This window comes from Undibacterium sp. GW821-FHT07F11 (genome assembly GCF_059418665.1).
Genome location: NZ_JBWKQH010000009.1, coordinates 280,994 through 306,285 on the forward strand (window position 1 = coordinate 280,994; position 25,292 = coordinate 306,285).

General features: G+C 49.6%; 26 protein-coding genes. 8 read left to right on the forward strand and 18 right to left on the reverse strand.

Annotated elements, in window-relative coordinates:
- Positions 1–265: 265 nt before the first annotated feature.
- Together ispH and AC07OI_RS22600 are read right to left on the reverse strand one after the other, a co-directional pair.
- Positions 266–1,204, reverse strand: a complete 939-nt coding sequence (ispH, locus tag AC07OI_RS22595) for a 4-hydroxy-3-methylbut-2-enyl diphosphate reductase (protein WP_492708833.1) — start codon at positions 1,202–1,204, stop codon at positions 266–268.
- Positions 1,205–1,213: 9 nt separating this feature from the next.
- Complete coding sequence (locus AC07OI_RS22600) at positions 1,214–1,669, reverse strand: FKBP-type peptidyl-prolyl cis-trans isomerase (RefSeq protein WP_492708835.1); 456 nt, start codon at positions 1,667–1,669, stop codon at positions 1,214–1,216.
- A 96-nt stretch (positions 1,670–1,765) separates the two neighbouring features.
- Between AC07OI_RS22600 and radC the strand changes: the two genes are divergently transcribed.
- The 3 genes from radC to rpmG all read left to right on the forward strand — a co-directional run bounded on the left by radC (position 1,766) and on the right by rpmG (position 3,109).
- A complete protein-coding gene (radC, locus tag AC07OI_RS22605; protein WP_495258771.1) occupies positions 1,766–2,440 on the forward strand; it encodes a RadC family protein in 675 nt (224 codons plus the stop codon).
- Between the two features lie 239 nt (positions 2,441–2,679).
- Positions 2,680–2,916 carry a 50S ribosomal protein L28 gene (gene rpmB / locus AC07OI_RS22610; protein WP_110257749.1) on the forward strand — a complete coding sequence of 79 codons (237 nt, stop codon included), beginning with the start codon at positions 2,680–2,682 and terminating at the stop codon, positions 2,914–2,916.
- Positions 2,917–2,941: 25 nt separating this feature from the next.
- Positions 2,942–3,109, forward strand: a complete 168-nt coding sequence (rpmG, locus tag AC07OI_RS22615; protein WP_110257750.1) for a 50S ribosomal protein L33 — start codon at positions 2,942–2,944, stop codon at positions 3,107–3,109.
- A gap of 356 nt (positions 3,110–3,465) precedes the next feature.
- Here rpmG and AC07OI_RS22620 read toward each other — a convergent pair whose 3' ends face one another.
- From AC07OI_RS22620 to AC07OI_RS22690, 15 genes are all read right to left on the reverse strand, one after another.
- A complete protein-coding gene (locus AC07OI_RS22620) occupies positions 3,466–4,668 on the reverse strand; it encodes a DesA family fatty acid desaturase (RefSeq protein WP_492708840.1) in 1,203 nt (400 codons plus the stop codon).
- A gap of 146 nt (positions 4,669–4,814) precedes the next feature.
- Positions 4,815–6,113, reverse strand: coding sequence for a mechanosensitive ion channel family protein (locus tag AC07OI_RS22625; protein WP_495258772.1), 1,299 nt, complete (start codon positions 6,111–6,113; stop codon positions 4,815–4,817).
- Positions 6,114–6,166: 53 nt separating this feature from the next.
- Positions 6,167–7,474: an RsmB/NOP family class I SAM-dependent RNA methyltransferase gene (locus AC07OI_RS22630; protein WP_495258773.1), complete on the reverse strand. Its 1,308-nt coding sequence runs from the start codon at positions 7,472–7,474 to the stop codon at positions 6,167–6,169.
- A gap of 139 nt (positions 7,475–7,613) precedes the next feature.
- Positions 7,614–8,219 carry a phosphoribosylglycinamide formyltransferase gene (purN, locus tag AC07OI_RS22635; protein ID WP_495258774.1) on the reverse strand — a complete coding sequence of 202 codons (606 nt, stop codon included), beginning with the start codon at positions 8,217–8,219 and terminating at the stop codon, positions 7,614–7,616.
- A 90-nt stretch (positions 8,220–8,309) separates the two neighbouring features.
- Complete coding sequence (locus tag AC07OI_RS22640; RefSeq protein WP_422978767.1) at positions 8,310–8,708, reverse strand: barstar family protein; 399 nt, start codon at positions 8,706–8,708, stop codon at positions 8,310–8,312.
- A gap of 26 nt (positions 8,709–8,734) precedes the next feature.
- Positions 8,735–9,112 (reverse strand): guanyl-specific ribonuclease, encoded by a 378-nt coding sequence (locus AC07OI_RS22645; protein ID WP_495258775.1) that lies wholly within the window; start codon positions 9,110–9,112, stop codon positions 8,735–8,737.
- 149 nt (positions 9,113–9,261) lie between these two features.
- Entirely contained in the window at positions 9,262–10,476 is a 1,215-nt protein-coding gene (locus tag AC07OI_RS22650) for a patatin-like phospholipase family protein (protein ID WP_492708848.1), read from the reverse strand.
- A gap of 277 nt (positions 10,477–10,753) precedes the next feature.
- On the reverse strand, positions 10,754–11,512 hold the full coding sequence (locus AC07OI_RS22655) for a 3-hydroxyacyl-CoA dehydrogenase (RefSeq protein WP_492708850.1): 759 nt from the start codon (positions 11,510–11,512) through the stop codon (positions 10,754–10,756).
- A gap of 223 nt (positions 11,513–11,735) precedes the next feature.
- A complete protein-coding gene (locus AC07OI_RS22660) occupies positions 11,736–13,943 on the reverse strand; it encodes a sodium-translocating pyrophosphatase (RefSeq protein ID WP_495258776.1) in 2,208 nt (735 codons plus the stop codon).
- Between the two features lie 251 nt (positions 13,944–14,194).
- Positions 14,195–14,851, reverse strand: coding sequence for an adenylate kinase (adk, locus tag AC07OI_RS22665; RefSeq protein WP_423003542.1), 657 nt, complete (start codon positions 14,849–14,851; stop codon positions 14,195–14,197).
- A gap of 197 nt (positions 14,852–15,048) precedes the next feature.
- Positions 15,049–15,807, reverse strand: a complete 759-nt coding sequence (gene kdsB / locus AC07OI_RS22670) for a 3-deoxy-manno-octulosonate cytidylyltransferase (RefSeq protein WP_492708855.1) — start codon at positions 15,805–15,807, stop codon at positions 15,049–15,051.
- Between the two features lie 6 nt (positions 15,808–15,813).
- On the reverse strand, positions 15,814–16,008 hold the full coding sequence (locus AC07OI_RS22675; RefSeq protein ID WP_495258777.1) for a Trm112 family protein: 195 nt from the start codon (positions 16,006–16,008) through the stop codon (positions 15,814–15,816).
- Complete coding sequence (gene lpxK / locus AC07OI_RS22680; protein ID WP_492708859.1) at positions 15,989–17,029, reverse strand: tetraacyldisaccharide 4'-kinase; 1,041 nt, start codon at positions 17,027–17,029, stop codon at positions 15,989–15,991. The genes AC07OI_RS22675 and lpxK overlap by 20 nt, the downstream gene beginning before the upstream one ends.
- A gap of 100 nt (positions 17,030–17,129) precedes the next feature.
- Positions 17,130–17,573 carry an ExbD/TolR family protein gene (locus AC07OI_RS22685; protein WP_110257768.1) on the reverse strand — a complete coding sequence of 148 codons (444 nt, stop codon included), beginning with the start codon at positions 17,571–17,573 and terminating at the stop codon, positions 17,130–17,132.
- Between the two features lie 2 nt (positions 17,574–17,575).
- Positions 17,576–18,181, reverse strand: a complete 606-nt coding sequence (locus tag AC07OI_RS22690; RefSeq protein ID WP_492708862.1) for a MotA/TolQ/ExbB proton channel family protein — start codon at positions 18,179–18,181, stop codon at positions 17,576–17,578.
- A gap of 1,220 nt (positions 18,182–19,401) precedes the next feature.
- On the opposite strand from AC07OI_RS22690, the gene xseA reads away from it, so the two are divergent.
- The 4 genes from xseA (at position 19,402) to AC07OI_RS22710 (ending at position 23,545) form a co-directional block, all read left to right on the forward strand.
- Positions 19,402–20,763: an exodeoxyribonuclease VII large subunit gene (gene xseA / locus AC07OI_RS22695; protein WP_495258778.1), complete on the forward strand. Its 1,362-nt coding sequence runs from the start codon at positions 19,402–19,404 to the stop codon at positions 20,761–20,763.
- A 186-nt stretch (positions 20,764–20,949) separates the two neighbouring features.
- Complete coding sequence (sodB, locus tag AC07OI_RS22700; protein WP_162040495.1) at positions 20,950–21,528, forward strand: superoxide dismutase [Fe]; 579 nt, start codon at positions 20,950–20,952, stop codon at positions 21,526–21,528.
- Between the two features lie 179 nt (positions 21,529–21,707).
- The gene (locus tag AC07OI_RS22705; RefSeq protein ID WP_495258779.1) at positions 21,708–22,580 is read left to right on the forward strand and encodes a DMT family transporter; all 873 of its coding nucleotides are present in this window, start codon (positions 21,708–21,710) and stop codon (positions 22,578–22,580) included.
- A 77-nt stretch (positions 22,581–22,657) separates the two neighbouring features.
- Positions 22,658–23,545 (forward strand): DUF2785 domain-containing protein, encoded by an 888-nt coding sequence (locus AC07OI_RS22710; RefSeq protein WP_495258780.1) that lies wholly within the window; start codon positions 22,658–22,660, stop codon positions 23,543–23,545.
- On the opposite strand, the gene AC07OI_RS22715 is transcribed toward AC07OI_RS22710, so the two are convergent.
- Positions 23,528–24,235 (reverse strand): aspartate/glutamate racemase family protein, encoded by a 708-nt coding sequence (locus tag AC07OI_RS22715; RefSeq protein ID WP_492708870.1) that lies wholly within the window; start codon positions 24,233–24,235, stop codon positions 23,528–23,530. The genes AC07OI_RS22710 and AC07OI_RS22715 overlap by 18 nt on opposite strands.
- Before the next feature lie 115 nt (positions 24,236–24,350).
- On the opposite strand from AC07OI_RS22715, the gene AC07OI_RS22720 reads away from it, so the two are divergent.
- Positions 24,351–25,139 (forward strand): helix-turn-helix domain-containing protein, encoded by a 789-nt coding sequence (locus AC07OI_RS22720; RefSeq protein ID WP_495258781.1) that lies wholly within the window; start codon positions 24,351–24,353, stop codon positions 25,137–25,139.
- Positions 25,140–25,292: the final 153 nt, after the last annotated feature.

Below are 25,292 nucleotides of genomic sequence, written 5' to 3' on the forward strand. Positions count from 1 at the left end.
GTAATATATTTTGACTTAAAGGTTATCCCAGTAAAGTCGGCGGGATTATACATAGTTTGTCTCTTCTTCCAGTGGTAAAAAAGCCACCGCAAGCTACGTACTTTCCACAAGTGCCGAATACCAGCATACACGTTTTGCCAAATCCGGCAAATACCGAACTTGATTGTGCCGCAATCTTAAACACGTATTTGCAAAATAAAATATCGAAAACAACAGCCAAAACAAATTTTTTATCAAATTCACTTACTTAAGAGAGTTACAAGCATCATATCTTTGCTGCAGATAATCCTTTAGGCATGGGGAAAGTCACTGCCTCTTCAACACCGTCGAGCGCACGCACACTGCGTGCGCCCAGCTGACGCAAACTGGCTATTACTTCCTGCACCAGTACTTCTGGCGCAGAAGCACCGGCTGTCACACCGATACGCAAACTGTTTTCCAGCCATTCAGGTTTGATCTGGCTGGCATTGTCGACCATATAGGCAGTCACACCTTTTTTCTCAGCGACTTCACGCAAACGGTTTGAGTTGGAACTGTTCGGGCTACCAACCACCAATACCAGGTCCACTTGCGGTGCCATGAATTTCACGGCTTCCTGACGATTGGTAGTGGCGTAGCAAATATCGCCCTTTTTTGGTTCGCTGATCAAAGGAAAGCGCTTTTTCAAAGCATCTATAATTTCTGCCGTGTCGTCAACAGACAAAGTCGTTTGCGACACAAAGGCCAGCATTTCCTCATTCCTCACTTGCAATTTCGCGACATCTTCCACGGTTTCAACCAGATACATGCCTGCTTCGGATTGTCCCATCGTCCCCTCAACTTCAGGGTGACCATGGTGACCTATCATGATGATCTCACGTCCTTCCTTGCGCATCTTGGCCACTTCTATATGTACCTTGGTCACCAATGGGCAGGTCGCATCAAAAATGGTCAATCCTCTGGACTCTGCTTCCTGGCGCACGCTTTGTGAAACACCATGCGCAGAAAATATCAGGGTATTACCGGCTGGGACATCATCCAGTTCTTCGATGAAGATAGCACCTTTCTGCTTGAGGTCATTGACGACATAAGCGTTATGCACAATTTCATGCCTGACATAAATCGGCGCACCGAATTGCAGCAAGGCACGCTCGACAATTTCGATGGCGCGGTCAACACCGGCACAAAATCCGCGCGGCTGAGCTAGTAAAATTTCTTTGTCCATAAACTTTGATTAAAGAATCCCGATAATTTTTGTTTCAAACAGCACGGTTTGCCCGGCGAGGGGATGATTAAAATCAAATAATGCCCCCTCGTCATCCAGTGCACGCAGGATACCGGCAAACTTGCCGCCGGCAGGTGCCGCAAATTCAACCAGGTCACCAATCACATATTGCTCGCCAAAAGCGGAGTTTTCTTTTAGTGTAGCCAGCGACACTCTTTGTATCAAATCAGGATTGCGCGGGCCAAAGGCTTTTTCTGGTGCCAGTTCCTGGGTGGTATGAGAACCTTCTTCCAGCCCAAGCAAAGATGCCTCCAGTTCAGGAGCCAGTTGTCCTGTACCTAATTGCAGGGTTGCAGGGCGTTCGTTGAAGGTGCTGAGTATATCTTCACCATCCAGCGTCGCGAGGCGATAATGCAGGGTCAGGTAGGCGTCGGGGGTCACGGTAGGGATAGCATTTGCAGACATGGTATGAAGCTAAAGATAATAGGCTGAGAATTTGATATTGTAAGCCAGCTTTAACTTATTAAGAGGTAAGGACCGCATTCTATGGAGAAAACTTAGATGGCAATCAATGAATGGCCAGAAGACCAGCGCCCGCGGGAGCGGTTGATCAAGCATGGAGCCAGTGCTTTATCGGACGCAGAATTACTGGCTGTATTTCTCCGGGTTGGCGTCAAGGGCAAAAGCGCAGTTGACCTGGGGCGTGACATGATCAAGCACTTTGGCTCACTTTCTGGCCTGTTTGCTGCCAGCATGAAGGATTTTTCTTCCATACATGGGCTGGGCGCAGCCAAGTATGCGCAATTGCAAGCCGTGCTGGAACTGGCCAAACGGGCAATTTCTGAGCAATTGGAGGAGAATGCTTCGCTCTCCTCCCCTCAGGCAGTGAAGAATTACCTGCAACTGATGATAGGTAATAAACCGCATGAGTCTTTTGCCATCCTCTATCTGGATGTCAAAAACCGCCTGATCAAGGCAGAGGAGTTGTTTCGCGGCACATTGAACCACGCGAGCGTTTATCCGCGTGAGGTGGTCAAATCAGCCTTGCATCAGAATGCTGCCGCCATCATCCTGGCCCACAACCACCCTTCTGGTTCGTGCGAACCCAGTCAGGCAGATATCAGCCTCACGCAAACCCTTAAGCAGGCTCTGGCTTTGGTAGATGTGCGCGTACTGGACCATTTCATCGTTGCAAATCCGAATGTATATTCCTTCGCAGAGCATGGTTTGATTTGAGTGTTTTTTCATTTCCCCTCGGATATTTTGCAACACAGGGCACATTGACGGCACGGGTATCTGATATGCCAGAACAAGCAGTTTACGTATGCATTTACCAGTGGAGAAAACCTTAAAATCGAATTGTTAAATCAATTTTTTAAATAAGACACACTTGTTTTCTGCAAGTCGTTGATATTTCATGAGATTTTGTTTATACTTGCGTTTTTCCAATTTCGGAATCGTCTAAGGAGTTAAACATGGCACGTGTCTGCCAAGTGACTGGGAAGGGGCCAATGGTTGGCAACAATGTATCCCACGCTAACAACAAAACAAAACGCCGCTTTTTGCCTAATCTGCAAAATCGTCGCTTTTTCGTAGAATCAGAAAACCGTTGGGTTTCTCTGCGTTTGTCCAATGCTGGTCTGCGCGTCATTGACAAAATCGGCATCGATGCCGTTTTGACTGACATGCGTGCTCGCGGCGAAAAAGTTTAAGCTAAACTATTGTTAGGAAAATATCATGGCTAAATCTGGTCGCGACAAAATCAAGCTGGAATCGACTGCTGGTACAGGTCACTTCTATACAACCTCCAAAAACAAGCGCACTATGCCTGAAAAAATGGAGATCATGAAGTTCGATCCTAAAGCACGTAAGCACGTCATCTACAAAGAAACCAAAATCAAGTAATTCTGGTAAGTTTTGTAGAAATAAAAAACCCTGCACTGCAGGGTTTTTTCATGCGTGTCTATTTTTGTGCACAAGCACTGTCAGTAAATTAGACACCCTATTTTCCCCCATCCTTTCCCCCAACTTCAATCTTCGACGCGTGCTTGAACGCAGCTTGTTCTGAACGTTCAACTGTCAGGCGTTCAAACTAAAACTACTTGCCATAGTGCTTGTGGAATGGGTTCGATTAATTAATACAGTACTTCTTCATACAACCAAACATCGCACAGCCTGGAGATGAAGGAGATGACATAAAAATGTCGCGCAAAAACAAAAACGGCGCATCAGCGCCGTTTTTGAAGAAGCAGACAAGCTTTTTAAGCGTAAGTGCGCAATCTCAGGGAGAATTCACGCAGAGTCTGGATACCAGATGCTTCTGCACGCACACACCAGTCCTGCAATTGCTGTACCAGTTGTTCACGGCTGACAGTAGAACGTTCCCAGATCAAGCCCAGTTCCACGCGCATGTCATGCATGGTCTTCAGGGCACGGCTATGTGCCAGTACCTCAGACAATTGCTGCTGCTGAGGCGCTTCGAGCTTGGTAGGTTCACGTTGCAACAATTTCTTGGTCGATTTAAGCATGTGCGCTTCGAACATGGCTTTCTCGCGCAAGCTTGCCACTTCTTCACTCCAGGCACGACGCAAGGACTTGGTATATTTCGCCATGACGTCATAACGATTGGTGATCACGGCTTGCAGAGTTTCCAGATCAACGACGGTCTTGATTTCCTTGAACTTGGGTTCGGGGGCGACTTTCTTGACCTTGGCCAGACCAACAATTTCCATGCTGCGAATATATAACCAGCCGATATCAAACTCATACCATTTGGACGACAGTTTTGCTGAAGTGCCGAAAGTATGGTGGTTGTTATGCAGCTCTTCTCCACCAATCAGGATACCGAAAGGTACGATGTTACGCGAAGCATCGGTGCAATCGTAATTGCGATAGCCCCAGTAGTGACCAATACCATTGATGATGCCTGCAGCAGTTACAGGTATCCACAACATTTGTACAGCCCATACCGTAATGCCAGCAACACCAAACAAGATGAAGTCGATAATCAGCATCAGAGCCACGCCCTGCCAGCTAAAACGGGTGTAGATGTTACGCTCCATCCAGTCGTCAGGAGTGCCATGACCATACTTTTCCATGGTTTCTGTGTTTTTGCATTCTGCGCGATACAGCTCTGCGCCTTCGAGCAAGACTTTTTTGATACCACGTGTCACTGGGCTATGCGGATCTTCTTCCGTCTCGCATTTGGCATGGTGTTTGCGGTGAATCGCTGCCCATTCCTTGGTGACCTGGCCAGTCGTCAGCCACAACCAGAAACGGAAGAAATGGCTGGGGATAGCATGCAATTCCAATGCACGATGCGCTTGGCAGCGGTGCAGGAATATCGTCACGCTGGCAATCGTGATATGCGTCACGACCATGGTGAAAATAAATACCTGCCAACCCGTTGCACGAGTCAGTCCATTGGACAGAAAATCAACTACTGTATCGATAAAAGTGCTCAAAATGACATGTACTCCATTGTTATTGACGGCATCTTGGTTGATTTCGCAAAAACGCCATCAACTTTTTTCATTATAGACATCGGACGGCATTGTACGCGGTTTTAGAGGAATCCCCCCAATTTTAGAACTAATATTATTGCCTGGCTTCAAGTTTCTTTGACTGGACTGTTAATTAAAGTCACAACCCTCTGACCATAGGGTAAATTCACCTTATGCTCTTGCAAAATCTGCCACAAAGCCAGGTTAACCGCAGACATGACACTGGAGCGGCCATTTTCAGGGTCGGCAATCCAGAAGCCTACCCGCAGCTCAAAACCATCCGCACCAAACTTCAGCAAATATGCTGAAGGTGCGGGGTCCTTACAAACCCGCTCCACGGTAGCAGCAGCCTCTCCAAGTATGGGCATTATCTTGTCGAGATCAGTTTCATAGCCCACCGTCATATCGGTCCACATTGCTACAGTTCTGTCGCTCAGGGAGTAATTTTGCACAGGTGTGGACACCAGCATTTCATTCGGTATCACTGCCTCTCCACCATCCTGCCCTTGCAACACGGTGTAGCGGGTGTTGATTTGGGTTACCCGTCCGCTGAATTTATCGACCGTGATCATATCGCCTATGGACATACTACGGTCCAGCAAGATGATGAAACCGGAGACATAACTGCTGGTAATTTTTTGCAAACCAAAACCCAGACCTACGCCCAAGGCACCGCCAAAGACTGAAAGCACGGTCAGGTCTATGCCAACCAGAGTCAGGCTGATGAGTATGGCCAACAGGATAAATACTGCCCTGCCCACACGTGACAAAACGACTTTCAAAGAAGTGTGCGCGTTCGGCAGCTTCATCAAACGTGTTTCCAGCGCGGCACTGGCCCACATCGCAACGACGAGGGTAACCACGACTGAGGCTATCGCTTGCAGGATAGTCAGCAACGATACCTTGTTTTTACCTATAGGCAGGGAAACTTCGTCAAGGCCGGTAAACAACTCCTGCCCAAGGCCGGTGAAATGCAATACCACACCCAGCCAGACCAAGCCGGCAAACAATTTCTCAAATGCAGCAAGGAAGTTACCTATGGAACCGTCGCGGGCAAAGGTTTGCCGCACGACATAAAAGGCAAAGCGTATCAATGCCAATGAACCGATGATAGGGAATAATAAAGACAGCAAATGCGTATGCTGCCATTTGCCTAAAATCATTTTAGCAATCAGGATAAAAATCATCGCCAGGGCTGGCGAGAGTACACGGGTAAAACTTTCCACGCCCAGCTTCACTACGCCAGAATCAGTGTCTTTTGCAGTAAAGCTGCGCCTGAGTGCACGTGACAATAACCAGGCCAGGCTGAAACACAAGGCGACCGCCCCTACTTGCCAATAAAAATCAGGCTGGCCTAAATCTTTCGATAAGTCAGACAATAAACTGGCGAGTAAGGGTGTACTCATAATGTGCAGGAACGATGAATTGGATGATGGGATTACTTACAGTGACACCTGAATCAATCTTCTTCTGCTTCTGGAGCGACCTCTTCTGGCGCAACTTTGGCTGGTGCCTTTTTACGTTCCAGTATCGCGGCAAAGAAACCATCGGTCTGGTGCAGATGCGGGTAGAGCTTCAGGTAATCACCCATTTCCAGATTCACTTTTTGCTCAGCCAATACCTGAGAGGCTGGCACCAGTGCATAGTCAGCATGTTCAGCCAGGAAAGCCTGGACGATGCCTTCGTTTTCTTCATCCAGAATACTGCAGGTTGCGTACACCAGACGGCCACCTGGCTTCACCATGCGCGCAGCGCTGGCCAGGATGGAAGCCTGCTTGACATTCAACTCTGCCACACCCTCTGGCGTCTGACGCCATTTGACATCAGGATTGCGGCGCAAAGTACCCAGTCCACTGCAAGGTGCATCGACCAATACGCGATCCAGCTTGCCCGCCAGGCGTTTGATCTTGGCATCTTTTTCATGCGCGATGACGACAGGATGCACATTTGACAAACCACTGCGCGCCATGCGTGGCTTCAGTTTGGCCAGGCGCTTTTCAGAAATATCAAAGGCATACAGACGGCCTGTGTTACGCATCAATGCACCCAGTGCCAAAGTTTTGCCACCGGCACCAGCGCAAAAATCAGCAACCATTTCACCGCGTTTGGCACCGACCAGTTGAGCCAGCAACTGACTACCTTCATCCTGTACTTCTATCGTGCCGTCTTTAAACAAAGGCAGATTCTGGATGGATGGTTTTTTGCGTACGCGCAAACCCGTGCTTGAATAGGGAGTAGGCTCAGCGATGATAGGTGCCTGTGCCAGTGTGGTGATGACGGTGTCGCGATCACCCTTGATCGTGTTGACGCGCAAATCCAGCGGTGCCGGGGTGTTCAGCGACATGGCCAGCGCCAGTGCATCTTCTTCACCAAAGCGCTCCACCAGTTTTGTCCACAGCCATTCTGGCAAATTGGCTTTCATCATCAAAGGCAGGTGCGTGCGGTCAATTTCCATCACACGTTGCAGCCACGCTGTTTCATCTTCCGTCAAGCCACCAAGAGCATCGACACCAACTGCATCAGCCAGACCCAGCAGGCTCAGGCGGCGCATAGGTGAGCCTATACCAGACTCAGAAAAATTGGTGTACACCGCTTTATTACGCAGCAAGCCATAAACAGCCTCCGCAACTACACCGCGTTCGCGTGAACCCAGGCGTGGGTGATCACGAAAATAACGCGACAAAGTGCCATCTGCCGGGCCGGTAAAACGCAAAATCTCACGTAATACTTCTTCGGTATTGACGAGTATGGCTGGAGGTAATCTCATGCTGCTTCCTTCTAATATGCTGACGTGGTCCGGATGAACCAAATTACTATGTAGTACTAACTATATTGGTGGCTAATGTTTAACCAGTGCCCATGCAAAATCGCGCTGGCAGCGCCGCTGATGCTCACTAATTAATTTATTAATTACTGATATGAACACGATTGCCGTCTATGCGCAATTTGCCTTCGACAAATTGCAATACGGCGCGCGGGTAAATCTGGTGCTCTTGTTCAAGTACCTTGTGCGACAGAGTGTCTTCGGTGTCGTCGTAAAGCACTGGCACAACCGCCTGCGCGACGATGGGACCATGATCGAGTTCAGCAGTAACAAAATGCACGGTCACGCCATGCACTTTAACGCCCGCATCAATTGCCTGCTGATGCGTTGCCAAACCGACAAAACTGGGTAACAGGGATGGATGGATATTTAACATCCTGCCGGCATAATGTTCGACAAAGCCTGCAGTCAGTATGCGCATGAAACCGGCCAAAACGACCAGATCAGGGGCAAATTCATCTATTTTTTCCCGCAAAGCAGCATCAAATGCATCACGCGTTGCAAATTGCTTACTAACGACTACCGCTGTCGGTATGCCACGGCTGGCTGCATATTCCAAACCACCCGCATCAGCACGGTTGCTGATAACGGCAGCGATTTGCGCTGGCCATTGCTGTTTTGCGGCAGCTTCAACGATGGCTTGCATATTGCTGCCACGACCAGAAATGAGGATAACAATCTTTTTCATGGCGGCATTGTAACGCTGACAGGGGGTTAGCCCCAAACAAAAAATGCCAGCAATTACTTACTGGCACCTATTATACAGGGTATAAAAATACTATTCGAAGGAGTAGAACACACGAAACGCGACTTTTCTGTCGGCCCAAAAATCGGCGGCGTCCCGAAAAACGTCCAACAGTGTCTCGCGCGCTTCCTTGTCAAATTTTTGCGTATTTGGCAATTGTTCAAGCACGATCAAAAAACCGGGTTGCGGTCCGGCCTTGTAAATCATATCAGTCAGGCAATCTGACAATGCATCCAGATTACGACACATGGGCTTGGGAAAACCGAAAGACAAGGCAATCTTACCCAGCACTTGCTGCTTGGTGGCTGCTTCGAGGCAATAGGCATACAAGAAATGCTGTCCCAGCTTGGCTGCTTCAGCTTGTAAATCGGGCACACGGAAAGCACGTATGGATTGCACCACATTCGGCGCTACCGTTGCCAATAATTCCATTTCCCCCTCGGTTGCTGAGATCATATTTACTCTTTAATTCTGCGAAAACTCTCGTAGTGGTCTTCAGTGTAATAGTATTCGCCCGACGTTTGCGGGTCTGCTCCGGCAATGATGCGACGCACGCCACGATTACGGACACGCGGCGTTTTCACCGTATATTCATGATAGTAACCACGCTTTTGCTTGGGTAGCCTGGATTCATAATTGCCGAACACGACGCCATCCTTGTCATAAGGAAATGGACCACCTTGCTTGATGAGCTTCAGTGTTGCCTGTGCTTCTTTAGGTAATTCAGCAATAGCAACCTGGCCAAGACTATTGGTGTCTTTGGCGAAGCTGGTTGCTGCCAGCAAAGCAAGCGTCAGAAATACCAGCCATTTTTTTAAAAATGTTGGATTTATCATTATTTTGTCTATCCGCACATGCTTAAACAGGGCATAGAGTAACGGTTTGTCGATGATGAATCAATCATTGTTGCAGATGTTACAATATATTAATTCATCTGCCTGTCACATTTTCGACAAAAATACTTTATGGCAATAATGTCCAGCTATCACACCAATCTCGCTGGCACCCGTGACGTTGTATCAACACCAAAGAAGTGCAAGACATCATCCATCCGGGCACGGGTATCCCGTCGCCCAAGGGCAATTAGCTCTTTGGTATAAGTCGATTCAAACAAGAGATAAGACGCCAGAGCCGAACCACGTGCTTCGGTAGCACCTATACCACCCAGCATGGTGCGCACAGGCAGGGGCAGGCTATTGGTGTGGCGACTGGCAATTTCATCCAGTCTTTCTGAAGGCGCAATGACCAGGAGATCAACTGGTCGCAAGGGGGTTTTCTCCAGCAATTCTGGCGGCAACATCGACAAGGTCTTGTTGATGCGCATCAGTCTTTCTATATCCACAGCCAGACTATCAAGAAAAATGCTGGACAAGGCATGACCGGCAATTTGTGCAAGACTGGGATAACGGGCAGTTTCGGTGCTGACACTGGGCGGCTCAGTCAAACGGCCCGCACCGACGATCAAGACCTTTTGCGCCCCCAGATGGATGGCGGGTGATATCGGTGCCAGCTGACGCATGGAACCATCACCACAATATTCCATACGCCCGCCCCAGTTCAGTGGCACGGCAGGAAAAATAAAAGGGATCGCGGCAGATGCCAGCAAATGCTGGACGCCGATAAAATCACGCTGCGCCAAACGTTGACTTCTGACCCAGGGTTCAATATCGGCCAGAGTCTGGTAAAAAGTCAGATGCTGACCGGCTGTATAAGAAGATGCCGTTACCGCCAAAGCATGCAGGCTGCCATTGTTAAATGCGGCATCCAGACTACTCAGGTCCAGCATACGGGTCAACAGTGCTTCCAGCGGAGAATTATCGAGCAAAGAATTGGGTGGTGCCTTGCGCCATTTGTTGAGCAACCAGCCAAACGACCACAATGTCAACCAGCGCGCCCCGCTACGCATGACACCCAGCGAATCCGCCCGGTACACTTGCGCCGCTTCAAAATTTTCCCAGATATGCAGCATGCGCCCCACTGCATCAGCAAAATTATCAGCCCCGCAGGCCAGCGAGGTCGCATTGATCGCCCCCGCAGAAGTACCACAGATAATGCCAAAAGGATTGCTTGCAGGATGCCAGCCAGACTCCACCAGTATCGCCGAAATTTCATGAAGCACCCCAACCTGATAGGCCGCACGCGCCCCACCACCGGTCAAGATCAATCCTGTTCCCGCATTATTACTCGTTTGTGTAGGCATAAAAAAAGGGCAAATCCAGATTTGCCCTAGTGTAGTAGCCCCCTAGCAATTTGTCATGCTGCACGGCACAGTGAAAGAACTCCACTCTACAAATACAACAATCATGCCTAAACAGTACCGAAGTGCAGTTATTTTTTCTGCCCGCATACTGAGGCGCGTAAGTGCTGAGAAAGCGTAGCGAGCGACGCTAGTTTTGGTTGAGAAGCGCAATCGTACTTTAGTACGATGAGCATCGCCGACCAAAAATCGCGCCGCGCAGTAGCTTTATCAGCACTTACTATTTGGGTTGCATGCGAATGGCTCCGTCTAATCGGATGGTCTCACCATTCAACATCACATTCTCAATAATCGTCTTGGCCAGATTAGCATATTCATCCGGCTTGCCGAGGCGCGGAGGAAACGGCACCATCTTGCCCAAAGCATCCTGCACTTCTTGCGGCATGCCCAGCAGCATGGGTGTTTCAAAAATACCTGGTGCGATCGTCATGACACGGATGCCGCTGCGTGACAGATCACGTGCCATAGGCAGGGTCAGGCCAACTACCGCTGCCTTGGAAGATGCATAGGCTGCCTGGCCAATCTGACCATCATAAGCAGCGACGGATGCTGTATTGATGATGACACCGCGTTCACCATGCTCCACACCTTCGGTCTTGCCCATGGCGTCTGCTGCCAGACGGCACATGTTAAAAGTACCGATGAGATTGATGTTAACCACGCGCTGAAAAACGTCCAGTGGATGCGGGCCATCTTTACCAACCGTCTTGATCGCTGGTGCAACACCGGCGCAATTGACCAGCCCACGCAGCGTACCCAGAGTAGCAGCGGCTTCAACGACAGCTTTGCCATCGGCTTCAGAAGTCACATCGCATTTGACAAACTTGCCACCCAGCTCAGTCGCCAGTGCTTCACCAGCTTCTACCTGCACATCGGCCAGCACGACCTTGCCGCCGTTGGCAACGATCATTCTTGCCGTCGCTGCACCCAGGCCGGAAGCACCACCAGTAATAATAAATACATGATTTTGAATTTGCATATTTGTCTCTCCAAGCTATTGTCAATAAGCACATTAATCAAATTGTGGGGATGGCACTTATTTGTATCCACTAGTTGCATCCACGATTACGACTATAATTACGTTTACGTAAACGTCACATCTTCGTATTGTAGCGAATAATCCTCTCCACGCAAAAATAAAAAAATGGCAGCGAATATCGCTGCCATTTTTTTGCTACCCAGTCTCTGCAACAGCTTAATGTTTATTTGCTGGCAGATGCAGGATCAGTCATTGCGGGTGGCGGTGGCACCTCTGCCGGGGCTGATGCTGAAGCAGATGCAGCAGGCGCAACAACGCTGGCCGAGGCAGAAGCTGCCGGTGCTGCCATTTGCGCTGGCGGGCTGGCATGGCTGGCTGCACTCGTCGTGGTTCCCGTTGCAGGCAATAGGGGTACCAGCAACAGTGCCACGATATTGATGATCTTGATGAGCGGGTTGACTGCCGGGCCAGCTGTATCCTTGTATGGATCACCGACAGTATCACCAGTCACGGCAGCCTTGTGCGCTTCCGAACCCTTGCCACCAAAATGACCGTCTTCTATGTATTTCTTGGCATTGTCCCAGGCACCACCACCAGTGGTCATTGAGATCGCAACGAACAAACCAGTCACGATAGTCCCCATCAACAAACCACCGAGCGCGGCTGGCCCCAGCAACAAGCCAACCAGGATAGGCACGATGACAGGCAATAGCGATGGAATGATCATTTCCTTGATCGCCGATGTCGTCAGCATATCGACCGCCTTGTCATACTCAGGCTTGCCTGTGCCATCCATGATGCCCTTGATTTCCTTGAACTGACGACGCACTTCCACTACCACGGCACCGGCTGCACGGCCCACGGCTTCCATCGCCATCGCGCCAAACAGGTAAGGAATCAAACCGCCAATAAACAAGCCGACAATGACTTGCGGATTCGACAAATCAAACGAAGTACTCTTGCCAACAGAATCCAGCGCATGGGTGTAATCGGCAAACAGCACCAGTGCTGCCAGGCCGGCAGAACCAATTGCATAACCCTTGGTGACTGCCTTGGTGGTGTTACCAACGGCATCGAGAGGATCAGTAATCGCACGTACTGAAGCAGGCATTTCTGACATCTCGGCAATCCCACCGGCATTATCTGTAATAGGGCCATAGGCATCGAGCGCCACGATGATGCCCGCCATCGACAGCATGGAAGTTGCCGCAATCGCGATGCCATACAAACCAGCAAGATTGTAGGAGACAAGTATCGAAGCACACACAGCCAGCACTGGCCACGCAGTTGACTTCATCGATACCCCAAGACCAGCAATGATGTTTGTACCGTGACCAGTGGTTGATGCCTGAGCCACATGCTGTACCGGTTTAAAGTCTGTGCCTGTGTAATATTCAGTGATATACACCATCAGGCCAGTCAGGACGATACCCACCAGGGCAGCGCCCATCATCTTCATGCGCATGGCTTCATCAGGCCAGACTTGCCAGGTCACGATGGCAAAACCGATCAACGACAAGCCAGCAGCCCACCATAAGCCTGTGTACAGGGCAGACATGATTTTCTTGCCGGGCTTGGCTTTTACCATGGAACAGCCAACGATGGAAGCCAGAATGGAAACAGCACCGAGCAACAATGGATAAACAATCGCTTCGGTGACATTGCTGGTGACCACCAGCGCACCCAGCAACATGGTGGCGATCAGGGTCACGACATAGGTTTCAAACAAATCAGCAGCCATACCAGCGCAGTCACCGACATTATCACCGACATTATCAGCAATCACGGCAGGGTTACGCGGATCATCTTCAGGGATACCGGCTTCAACCTTACCGACCAGATCGGCACCGACGTCAGCACCCTTGGTAAATATGCCGCCACCAAGACGGGCGAAGATGGAAATCAGCGAAGCGCCAAAGGCCAGGCCTATGAGGGGTTTGATAACGTCATGCTGTGTCAGCGTACTGCCAGCAGCATTCATGACCAATACCCAGTAGAAAATCGTCACACCCAGCAAACCCAGGCCAACGACCAGCATGCCAGTGATGGCACCGCCACGAAAAGCCACGTCCAGCGCTTCATTCATGCCTTTGGTTGCTGCCTGCGCGGTCCTGACATTGGCCCTGACCGACACATTCATGCCGATGAAACCACAGGCGCCGGACAACACCGCACCGATAAGGAAACCGATGGCAGTAATCAGACCCAGGCCCGGTATGGCGGCAACGGCGATAAACAGCACCACACCAACGATGGCGATGGTGCGGTATTGCCGCGCCAAGTAGGCGGCAGCGCCCTGTTGAATAGCGGTAGCGATTTCCTGCATACGCGCATTACCAGCATCCTGCTTCAAAATCCAGCTACGCGATATCAAACCATATAGTACGGCGATGACGCCACATGCGATGACAAACCAAAGACTTGCTGCCATGTTGACTCCTCCAATGTTATAGGCATGTTGGCCTTGTGGGCGCATGCATTTTTTTAACGACAAAGTGAAACAACGACAATTCTTCATTTTTCAGACTTAAGTGCCAGACTGCTTTGCACCCAATGACAAAAATGAATCCTGCACACTGCGAAACTTTTACGTAGCCCATATTTTTGGAGAAACTGGCTGGGGCTTAGCCGTACTTGGTAGCTATAAAAAAAGCGGACAATGCAGTCCGCTTTTTTTCTTACTTATTCAGATAGCGCCGCAAACGCGCTGTCGCGGATGGACTCTACCGGTCCGACGCCAGCGATTTTGCGATATTTAGGCGCGCCTGGCTTGCCAGACTTGGCCCAATCGCCATAATAAGACAACAGGATTTCTGTTTGTTCGTGATATACGGACAAACGCTTCTTGACGGTTTCTTCCTTGTCGTCGGGGCGTTGTACCAGTTCTTCACCAGTTACATCATCCTTGCCTTCAACTTTTGGCGGATTGAATTTGACGTGGTATGTACGGCCAGAACCTGGGTGAACACGACGGCCACTCATACGATCGATGATGGCTTCATCTGGTACATTGATTTCCAGTACATAGTCTATCGTCACGCCAGCATCCTTCATCGCATCTGCCTGTGGCGTGGTGCGTGGAAAACCGTCAAACAGATAACCATTCGCGCAATCAGGCTGTGTCAGCCTGTCTTTGACCAGGCCGATGATGATGTCATCAGATACCAGTCCACCAGTGTCCATGACTTTTTTTGCTTCCAGACCCAAAGCTGTGCCTGCAGCGATTGCAGCACGCAACATATCACCAGTAGAGATTTGCGGGATATTGTATTTTTCTTTGATGTAATTGGCTTGTGTACCTTTGCCGGCTCCCGGCGCTCCCAACAAAATAAGACGCATGTTAAATTTCCTAAGACGAGTTTGAATTTTTTGTGCTTGTATTATCAAAACATGACAGCCAGCGGTTTCATGGCAGGCACGGCTCTTTTTTGCTTTTCTTATTTAGCTTGATAACACAGTTTCTTTTCACGAAACTTACCACAATTTTCGTAATTCTTGATGCTTTGCCACGAAAACTTGGGGTTTTGCCCGTTTTTTTATTTCTTATTTATAAAAAACTGCCGGACACGTTCGAGATCTTCTGCCGTATCCACTCCTGGCGCCGGGCTGGAACCGGTAACATGAACCGCAATCGCATAGCCATGCCACAAAACCCGCAATTGCTCCAGCGCTTCAATTTGTTCCAGTGGAGAAACAGCCAGTTGTGGATATTTTTTTAAAAAGTCGTTGCGGTAGGCATACAAACCTATGTGACGCAGCGGTGCATAAGCTGGCGGAAACTGTTCACGGCTGATGGTAAACCCATCCCTGTGCCAGGGTATGGTGGCGCGGGAAAAATACAGGGCGCGGCCGTGCTTGTCTAATACCACCTTAACGACATTCGGATTAAAACCATCCTCTACCGTATGGATAGAATGGGCTGCAGTCGCCATAGGCACATCTGCATTCACCAGGGCTGCAGTTGCTGCGATCAGCGCTGGATCTATTAATGGTTCATCACCCTGCACATTCACGACAACCGCATCGTCAGCCAGATTCATGCTGGCAGCGACTTCGGCGATCCGGTCGGTACCGGATGGATGATCTGCCCGCGTCATGCATACTGGCACGCCATGGGCCTTGCAGGCAGCGACGATGTCGGCATGATCGGTGGCCACCATGATGGCACTGGCACCAGACAACAATGCCTGCTCTGCAGTGCGCACAACCATGGGCTTGCCGCCTATGTCTGCCAGGGGTTTATTGGCTAAACGGCTGGAAGCCAGCCGTGCCGGGATAATGGCGATAAAACTCATAAAACGTTAAGCCTTGGGTCTGGCGTCAATTTCTTCATTGGTCAATGCGCGCGCCTGATCTGCCCACATGATGGGAATATCGTCGCGTATCTGATAAGCCAGTTTATCGCCATAGCAAATCAATTCCTGACTGGCTTTTTGGTAGACCAATTGTCCTTTGCACAAAGGGCAAACCAACACATCAAGCAGACGTGCGTCCATGCTTTTTCTCCAAAATCATTTGTATCAGGGATGCGGCAAAAGCTGCATCGAGTTGAGCTTCAACTGGTACTACCCAGATGCGGGCATCGTCCAGTAAAGCCGGGATTTGCCTACATTTTACTGCATCCTTTTCAGTAATCAGGATGCAATCCGCATCTACGCCCTTAAAACTCTGCACATCAAAGACATGGTGATCAGGAAAAGACCGTGTCTGACATTGCAAGCCCTGCAATGCCAGCATGCTGAAAAAACGCTGTGGATTACCTATGCCAGCCGATGCCAGCAAGCTTTGCCCCCGGAATTCAATCAATGAGCGGCGCTGTGTGTCGTCATTCAATCGATAAGCCTGACCAGCTTGCAAATGCATGCGCACAGTGTCGACAGGCATTCTGACCGGGAATGCTGCGCCCGGATCTGGTAAATTACAGATCGTAAAGTCACGCCTTCTTTGTACAGGCTCACGTAAAGGTCCAGCTGGCAATAACCAGCCATTACCGGTACCGCGCTGGTCAAATAAAACCAGTTCAACGTCACGGCCCAAGGCGTAATGCTGCAAACCATCATCAGCAATAATGACGTCGACTTGCGGATTGGCTGCCAGCACACAGCGCGCCACGGCAACGCGGTCGCGCCCTACTGCTACCGGGCATTGTGCCCTGGCAGCAATCAATACTGGTTCATCACCAACCTGCTGCGCTTGCGAGGTAGCATCCAGCAGGATCACACTCTCGGCATGCACACCATAACCACGCGAGATGACAGCTGGATGCCAGCCTGCCTGTTTCAATTGTTGCACCAGCCAGATGACCAGCGGTGTCTTGCCAGTACCACCGATAAAGATATTACCGGCCACAACGACAGGCACAGGCAATTTGGTTTGCGCTTTGTAGCCCATTACAAACAGGCCAAAACGGAAAGTGATGATCAATTGAAATAGCTTTGACACTGGCCACAACAAACAAGCCAGCAGCCCTCGCTTTTGCCAGGCACTCAATAAAACTTTTTCCAATACTGCCCGCATGTCATTCTCTAAAAAAGAAACCGGGGAGCTACACACTCCCCGGCTGTCTGGGTTTGCATATGAAACAGCTTTCCGCTTCAACGCAAACTTGCTGGTGTCTTTATTTCGCAGTAGCCTGGGCCGCAAACGTAACCTTGGCCATGCCCGCAATACGTGCAGCTTCCAGTACATCAATCACAGACTGATGGCTGGTCGCACGGTCTGCATTGATGATGATGACAGGATCAGGCTGGGTGCCAGTCTTGCCAGCTTCCAGTGCAGCTGCCGCTTTTTTCAAATCTTCAGCCAGGGTCAGGGTGTCGAGGAAAGACACGGCCTGGCTATTGATCTTGTAACGGCCCTGGGCATCAATACCGATATCTATCTGATTCGGTTTGTCCTGGGCTTTTTCTGCATCTGCAGTTGGCAAGGTGATTTGCAATTCAGTGAAGCGACTATATGTCGTCGTCACCATCAGGAAAATCAGGATCACCAGCAAGACGTCAATAAACGGGATCAGGTTGATCTCTGGCTCTTCCCTGCCCCTTCCTTTACGAAAATTCATGACTACTTCCTGGCGCTGTGGACGACATCAACAAACTTGATAGCCTGTTGCTCCATATCAACGACGATGCTATCTACCAGTGCGCGGAAATGGCGCCAGAACACCATTGCAGGCATGGCGATCATCAAACCAAAACCCGTGTTATACAGCGCTACTGAAATACCATGCGCCAGTTGTGCAGGGTTCGCACCCGTCGCATTTTGTGAGCCGAAAATTTCTATCATGCCGACGACAGTACCAAACAAGCCCATCAAAGGTGCCAGTGAAGCAATCGTGCCCAGTGTAGTCAGGAAGCGTTCCAGTTCATGCGCGACAGCGCTGCCCGCTTCTTCTATGGATTCTTTCATGACGTCGCGCGGCGCATTCACATTGCGCAAACCCGCCGCCAGTACTTTACCCAGAGGGGAATTGCCTGCCAGCTGTTCTACGACTTCAGGTTTGACTTTACCTGCCTGATAAACGCGTATGACTTCGTCCAGCAAAGTGGGCGGCAAAATGCGGCTACGGCGCAAAGAAAGACTGCGTTCTATGATTAATGTCAGCGCAATAACTGAGGCAATCAATAAAAAATAAATTGGCCAGCCTGCGGCTTGAATGATGGCGAACAAATTAACTCCTTGAAGGTTCCTAAATCCAAGCCCGCAATGTAGCGCGTTGTCTGCCTATGGGCAAGAGCACAGAGCAAAAAACTCAGCACAAAATGTTTCAAAGCATCATTTTCAGCTAAAGCATAAAATTTGCACGAAATTTGCACTGATCATAGTAAATCAGGATATCCACTGTTTTACACAAAATCTGTGCGCAAGCTTGTGGATAAGTGCACTGAATCTAGCTAAGCCCATGATTTATTTCACTTTTCCAGCCCTGCCAAAGATTTAGGCACTGTCATTTTGTGGATAAAACAGCATTTTTCTCATTTTACCCCCGTCTTTTCTACACATAATTTGTGGACAAGTATGTGCAAAAGTCTCGCACATAATGACAAGTAACTGATTTAAAAGAAAATTATTGTGCTGCCAATATTTTAGGCATATCTGCAATTTCAGTCCTTTTTGCACAAAATTTCATCAAAAAATTTTGATCGACGACAAGCCAGGTGTTTTACACAAAATATGTGGACAAGATTGTGCATTACCGTAAAGAAACACTGTAAGTCGCTGATTTTTATATGATAAGTAAGGCTGCCAGAAAAACAGGCAAATGCTCATTTTGACGAGGAAATATGCTCTTTCCACAGAAATATTATCTTAAATGCAAATATGTATCCGGTAAAAATTGCAAAAGTCAGGCTTTTGCACAAAATATGTGGACAACTATGTGAAAAAGTATGGGCAATGTTACTAAACCATTGATTTTATTAATTATTTCATTCGCGCCTAAAAAAGTGGCAAACTCAGCTTATTCACAAGCATGCTAAAAATTTTGCTTTTTTAATCACTTTCTCTGTGAATAAGCGCTTATTCTGCACAAAATTTGTGGACAAGCTTGTGTAAAAGCGCAGGAAAAGAAGATAAGTACTTGATTTCAATAAAGATTACTTCCATGCCAATATTTTAGGCAAACAGGCATACTTTGATGAAGGTTAAAGTTTTCAACAGCTTAATCACAATTTCTGTGGATAAGTTTGTGCACAAGCTGCTTGATGCATTGCAATGTCCTTGATTTGAAAGGGAATTTTCATTTTGCCTTATTCTTTTGCAGATTGATTTTTATTAAAAATCAAAGACTTAGATAGTAAACTTTCATTTCTTTTGACATCTCAGAGGCAAAATGACATGCTGATGACCAAACCACGCTTCTGTGGACAGATTTTCCGCCGCCAAGCTTTATGAATCCTGAATCGCCTTACGCCAATCCAGTAAACACGCCGTCCGTGATGACAGTTACGGCGCTGAATCAGGCCGTTGCTCAGCTTTTGGAACGCAACCTGCCATTGACATGGGTTTCTGGCGAGATTTCCAACTTTACCCGCGCCGCATCTGGACATTGGTATTTCACTTTAAAAGATAGTGGTGCCCAGGTCAGGTCCGTCATGTTCCGTGGCCGTGCCCAATATGCCGACTTCCAGCCCAAAGAAGGCGACAAGGTAGAAGTACGCGCCCTGGTTACCCTGTATGCACCGCGCGGCGATTATCAGTTAAGCGTAGAGGCCATACGCCGTGCCGGTGTTGGAAATTTATATGAGGCTTTCTTGCGCCTGAAGGCTCAATTGACGCAGGAAGGCTTGTTTGATCCCGAGCGCAAGCGTCCCTTGCCCGCTTTTGTCAAAACCATAGGCATAGTCACCAGCCCGCAGGCTGCCGCCCTGCGAGACATCCTGATCGCCCTGCACAGGCGTGCGCCACATATCAATGTCATTCTCTACCCTACCCCAGTACAGGGTGAAGGTGCAGGTATGAAGATAGCCCAGGCGATAGCCTCCGCCGCTGCCCGCGAAGAATGCGATGTCTTGCTGGTCTGCCGTGGCGGCGGCAGTATGGAAGACCTGTGGGCCTTCAATGAAGAAGTCGTGGCCCGTACCATCGTCAATTGCCCCATGCCCGTGATTGCCGGCATAGGCCATGAAACTGATTTTACCATCGCCGATTTTGCCGCCGACCTGCGCGCAGCCACTCCAACAGCAGCGGCAGAACTGGCAGCCACGCCAAGGGATGCATGGTTGCAGTTATTACAGCGCCAGGCACAGATACTTAGCCGTTGCATGCACAGGCAACTGGATGACCAGGCCCTGGCCCTGGACTGGCAAAGCCGCCGCCTGCTCAGCCCCAAGGCGGCCATTGCTGCCAGACGCCTGCAACTGATGAACCTGGCCCGTAACCTCAGCCACAGCGCGAGTCTGCCTTTGCGCCAGGCCAGACACGCGCTGAGCCAATTGACGCAGAGCTGGCAGGCACATAAACCCGACCTGAGCAAGCCCAAACTGCTGCTGGCAGACATGCAAAGACGCCTGCAGCAAGCGACCAGGCACCGCCGTGAAGGCCATAAGCAACAGCTCTCAGCCCTGCACAGCCAACTTGAGCTGCTCAACCCGCAACGCACGCTGGAGCGTGGCTATGCCATCCTCAGTGACCACAAAGGCAAGGCCTTGCGCAAGACGTCTGAACTCAAACCACAATCGCTAGTACAAGTCAGACTGGCTTCAGGCACTGCTGAAGTTGGCATCAGCAGCGTGCAAACCAAACTCGACTAATCCATGCCTGAGCAAAAACCACTTCGCCTTACCGTCCTGCACTTACAGTCATCATTTTGCGCATATACATGTAATTAATGCGAATTTGCATAAGCCCACGTGCAAGCTTTTGTACAAAAGCTTACAATGCTGGTCTGGCTTTTCCGGATTGCCGGAAATGATAAACTCACGATAAAAGGACGCGATATGGAACATACCTTACCGGCACTGCCTTATGCACTGGATGCTTTGGCTCCGCATATCTCTCAAGAGACGCTGGAATACCACTATGGCAAGCATCATCAAACCTATGTGACCAATCTGAATAACCTGATCAAGGGTACAGAATTTGAAAACTCCACACTGGAAGAAATCGTCAAGAAATCTTCTGGCGGCATTTTCAATAACTCAGCACAGATCTGGAACCATACGTTCTACTGGAATGGCCTGAAACCTAACGGCGGCGGCGCACCAAGCGGCAAACTGGCAGATGCCATCAATGCCAAATGGGGTTCTTTCGATGCATTCAAAGACGCTTTCACCAAGTCTTGCGTAGGCAATTTCGGTTCTTCCTGGACATGGCTGGTCAAAAAAGCTGATGGCACTCTGGATATCGTCAACACATCCAATGCAGCAACACCACTGACAACAGCAGACACACCATTGCTGACTTGCGATCTGTGGGAACACGCTTACTACATCGACTACCGCAATGCACGTCCAAAATACCTGGAAGCATTCTGGGCACTGGTCAACTGGGAATTTGCCACAGCAAACCTGGGCTGAGTCAGCTTGTCGTGATGCACTCATCATGACATATGCACGACAGATGAAAAAAACCTGCGATGCTGATGCAAGCGCAGGTTTTTTTTCATCCATCACTTAAGCTGTTTATGCGAAGATTATGGCTCAAACGAGCGCCAGGAACTTTCCCCTATGCTCTACCGCCCTACTCTTTGAACAGCATGCATACCAAAGCCTCACCTTTATTACGCTTTCTCCCCGCCATCTTTATTTTCATCTGGGCTTCCGGTTACGTCGTGGCCAAATATGGCTTGCCCTATGCCGAACCGCTGACTTTTTTATGCCTGCGTTATCTGGGTGTGATCATCTTCATGCTGATACTGGCACTGGTCATGCGTGCGCCCTGGCCAGAGCGCCGTGTATGGCTACCGATAGCCATCGCAGGCATCCTGATGCAGGCCATGTATCTGGGCGGTATCTGGTGCGCTGTCAAGCTGGGCATGCCCGCTGGCGTGGCAGCACTGATTGCCAATACCCAGCCCATCTTTACCGCTTTCCTTGGCCCCATCATTGGTGAACGCATCTACGGCAAACAGTGGGCCGGGCTTGCGCTTGGCATTTGCGGCGTGGCACTGGTGGTCGCCAATAAAATCTCTGTCATTGGCTTGTCTGTCAGCAGCGTAGCGCTGGCCATCATGGCGCTGACCGCCATGACCATAGGCACGCTGTACCAGAAAAAAACCTGTCCCAGTTTTGATGTCAGAACCGGGCAAGTCATACAGTTTGTTGCTTCTCTGCTGGTGACATTGCCATTTGCGCTGACGCTGGAAACCCAGACCATCATCTGGACACCACAGTTCTTCGCTGCCATGGCCTGGTCAGTATTTGTCTTGTCTGGCGTCGGTATCTCGGTGTTGTTCATCATGATACGTCATGGTGAAGCGACCAAGGTCACCAGCTATATGTACCTGGTCCCCGCTGTTACCGCAGCCATGGCCTGGCTGATGTTTGGCGAAAAGCTGACGATGACAGCGATACTGGGGATGGTGATTGCGCTGGCAGGTGTGGCGCTGGTGGTGAGGCCAGCAAGATAAACATATAGCGACATGACAAGAATATATCTGCATGGCAAACTAGTGAGTAATTTCTTTTTTTACTTTGGATAACCGCCATGCGTCGCCTGATATCCTTTTTTTCCTTGCTAGTTTTAGTGCTCACAGCCACAGCAGCATTGGCCAATTGTGATGAGCCAACCAAACAAGAATTAAAGTCTGTGAAATCTGCTGGCTGGAAAGTGGATGATGATGGCAAGCGGCAGAGCCTGGCTCTCTCTGCGGCTGATTGTCTGGGAGTGGCGGATACAGAATTGCGCGATGAACTGGCGTTTGAGGGATTATCAGCGTGGATGCGCACCGAGAAACTGAGCGCACCCACGCTCACCAGTTTGCGCGTAAAAATGCTGAATGCCGTGCAGGCACCTGCGGCAGAAGAAAGCAGTTTTCTGCGGCCATTTGCGATTTTGACGCTGGCTGAACTGGTGCGGGTAGACAGGAAAAAACCTTATCTGAGCGCAGAAGAAAGAGTCGATATCGTCAATGCAGGCAGCCATTACCTGAGCAACCTGCGCGACTATCGCGGCTTTGATGCCAAAGATGGCTGGCGTCATGGCATTGCACATAGTGCCGACCTGATGCTGCAACTGGCAATGAACCCGGCCATAGAGAAACCCCAGCATGAAACCATGCTGGCAGCCATCGCATCCCAGATTGCTCCTTCTACCCATTTCTACCAATATGGCGAGGGTGTCCGGCTGATGACAGCCGTGTTTTATCTGGCAAGGACACCGAGTTTCAACAAGCGCGACTGGGATCTGTGGTTCAACAAACTCATGGACAACAGCATACAGCCTGGGCCCTATACACAGACCAGGCTGGCACAAAGACATAACGTCAGCGCCTTTTTGCTACCGCTGTATTTTTCAGTCCGGGAAAGCACTGACCCTGCGATCAAAGAAAATCTGTTGCCTGCCCTGAGGGAAGCTTTACGCAAGGTCAATTGAATCTAGTGCCCATAATGCAGCACTGCGCGCATGGATAGCCGTTGTATCAAATAACGGTACACCAGCGTCATCCTGGCCAACCAATAAACTGATCTCGGTACAACCAAGGATAATCGCCTCTGCCCCGCTCTCTTTCAGGCTGGCCATGATGCGGCGATAGTGCTCGCGTGATGCAGGGTTGATCTTGCCCAGGCAAAGCTCTTCATAAATGACTTGATGAATGATGTCGCGGTCTGCCAGCTCAGGCACCAGCACTTGCAAACCATGTTTGCTGTGCAAACGCTCACGGTAAAAATCCTGCTCCATGGTAAAGCGCGTACCGAGTAAACCTATCTTGCCATAGCCAGCATTCTTGATGGCCTGCGCAGTAGGGTCGGCGATATGAAACAAGGGTATCGCTACGGCAGCTTCGATGACCTGCGCCAGCTTGTGCATGGTGTTCGTACACAGCACCAGAAAATCTGCCCCTGCCAACTCCAGTGAATTCGCTGCTTGTGCGAGGATGACACCGGCGGCATCCCAGTCACCGGCACGCTGCAGTTTTTCTACTTCGTGAAAATCGACGCTATACAGGATGATTTTTGCAGAATGCAGGCCACCGAGTTTTTCCTTTATGGTTTCATTGATCTGCCTGTAATAAGGAATAGTAGATTCCCAGCTCATGCCGCCTATCAGGCCTATGGTTTTCATTGCAACTCCATGTGTAAATTAAAGGCCGCTGCTCTGGCCGGGGGATAGAATGTCTCTATAATAAGCAGATGGTATTTTCCAGGCTATCAAGAAATTTCAGCAGAGCGCTTATACAATGACTACGGACATCATGGATATCAAGTGGGCAAGACTGGAATTATTACCCGCGACACCCTATACCATCAATAGTGCATCGTCTCATACCAGCCTGGGTCTGGCATTTGCACGCCAGACGGGTGTGCATGCCATCGGCAACGATATCCGTCATGACTTTGATGCCTGGCCAGGCGACTTTGCCATCAGCAATGCTGGCTTACCCATGTTCTCAGAATCTGCGCATGGCGGTGAATACCTGCTCATGCATATCATCAATCCTGATCTGCTGGCAAACATGCATGCATCATCGCCGAGACAGATATTCCATGGTGACAAACAGGCCGTCATGCTGGCCTGGCAACTACGCAGCCTGCTCATACAAAAAGATAAAGATGCTCTGCTTCTGCAAGAAAAAGCTGGGCTACTTTTGCAACGTGGATTAGCACTAAGCAACACCTCGACGAAAGCGCGCAGCCAGTATACGCAAGACAAAGTTTTGCATGCTCACATCCTGGATTACATAGAAGAGCACCTCGATACAACATTGAATCTGGAAGACCTGGCAACCATGGCAGATATGCCACTGCTGCGTTTCTTGCGCAGCTTTACCCATGCCACTGGCACCACACCACATGCCTACATCACAGAACGTCGGTTGCAAAGAGCGCGGCTACTTATCAAAAATAGCAATTTATCCATTGCTGATATTGCATCAGATTGTGGTTTTGCTCATCAATCGCATATGGGCAGTGCCTTCAAATCCAGGCTGGGGTTCAGCCCTCAGCAATACCGCAAACTATCTGCCTGAAGATTTTTTCTGAAAAAAACTAAGCCTATCTTCGCTTTAACAAGGCAAAAGCAAATTTTCTACCGATTTTTGTAGAATTTGTTTTCCTGTGGAACTGTCTTCACTGGCATTTGTCTATGGAAAATGCGTTAATTCCGCCTATTGCTTGATAAC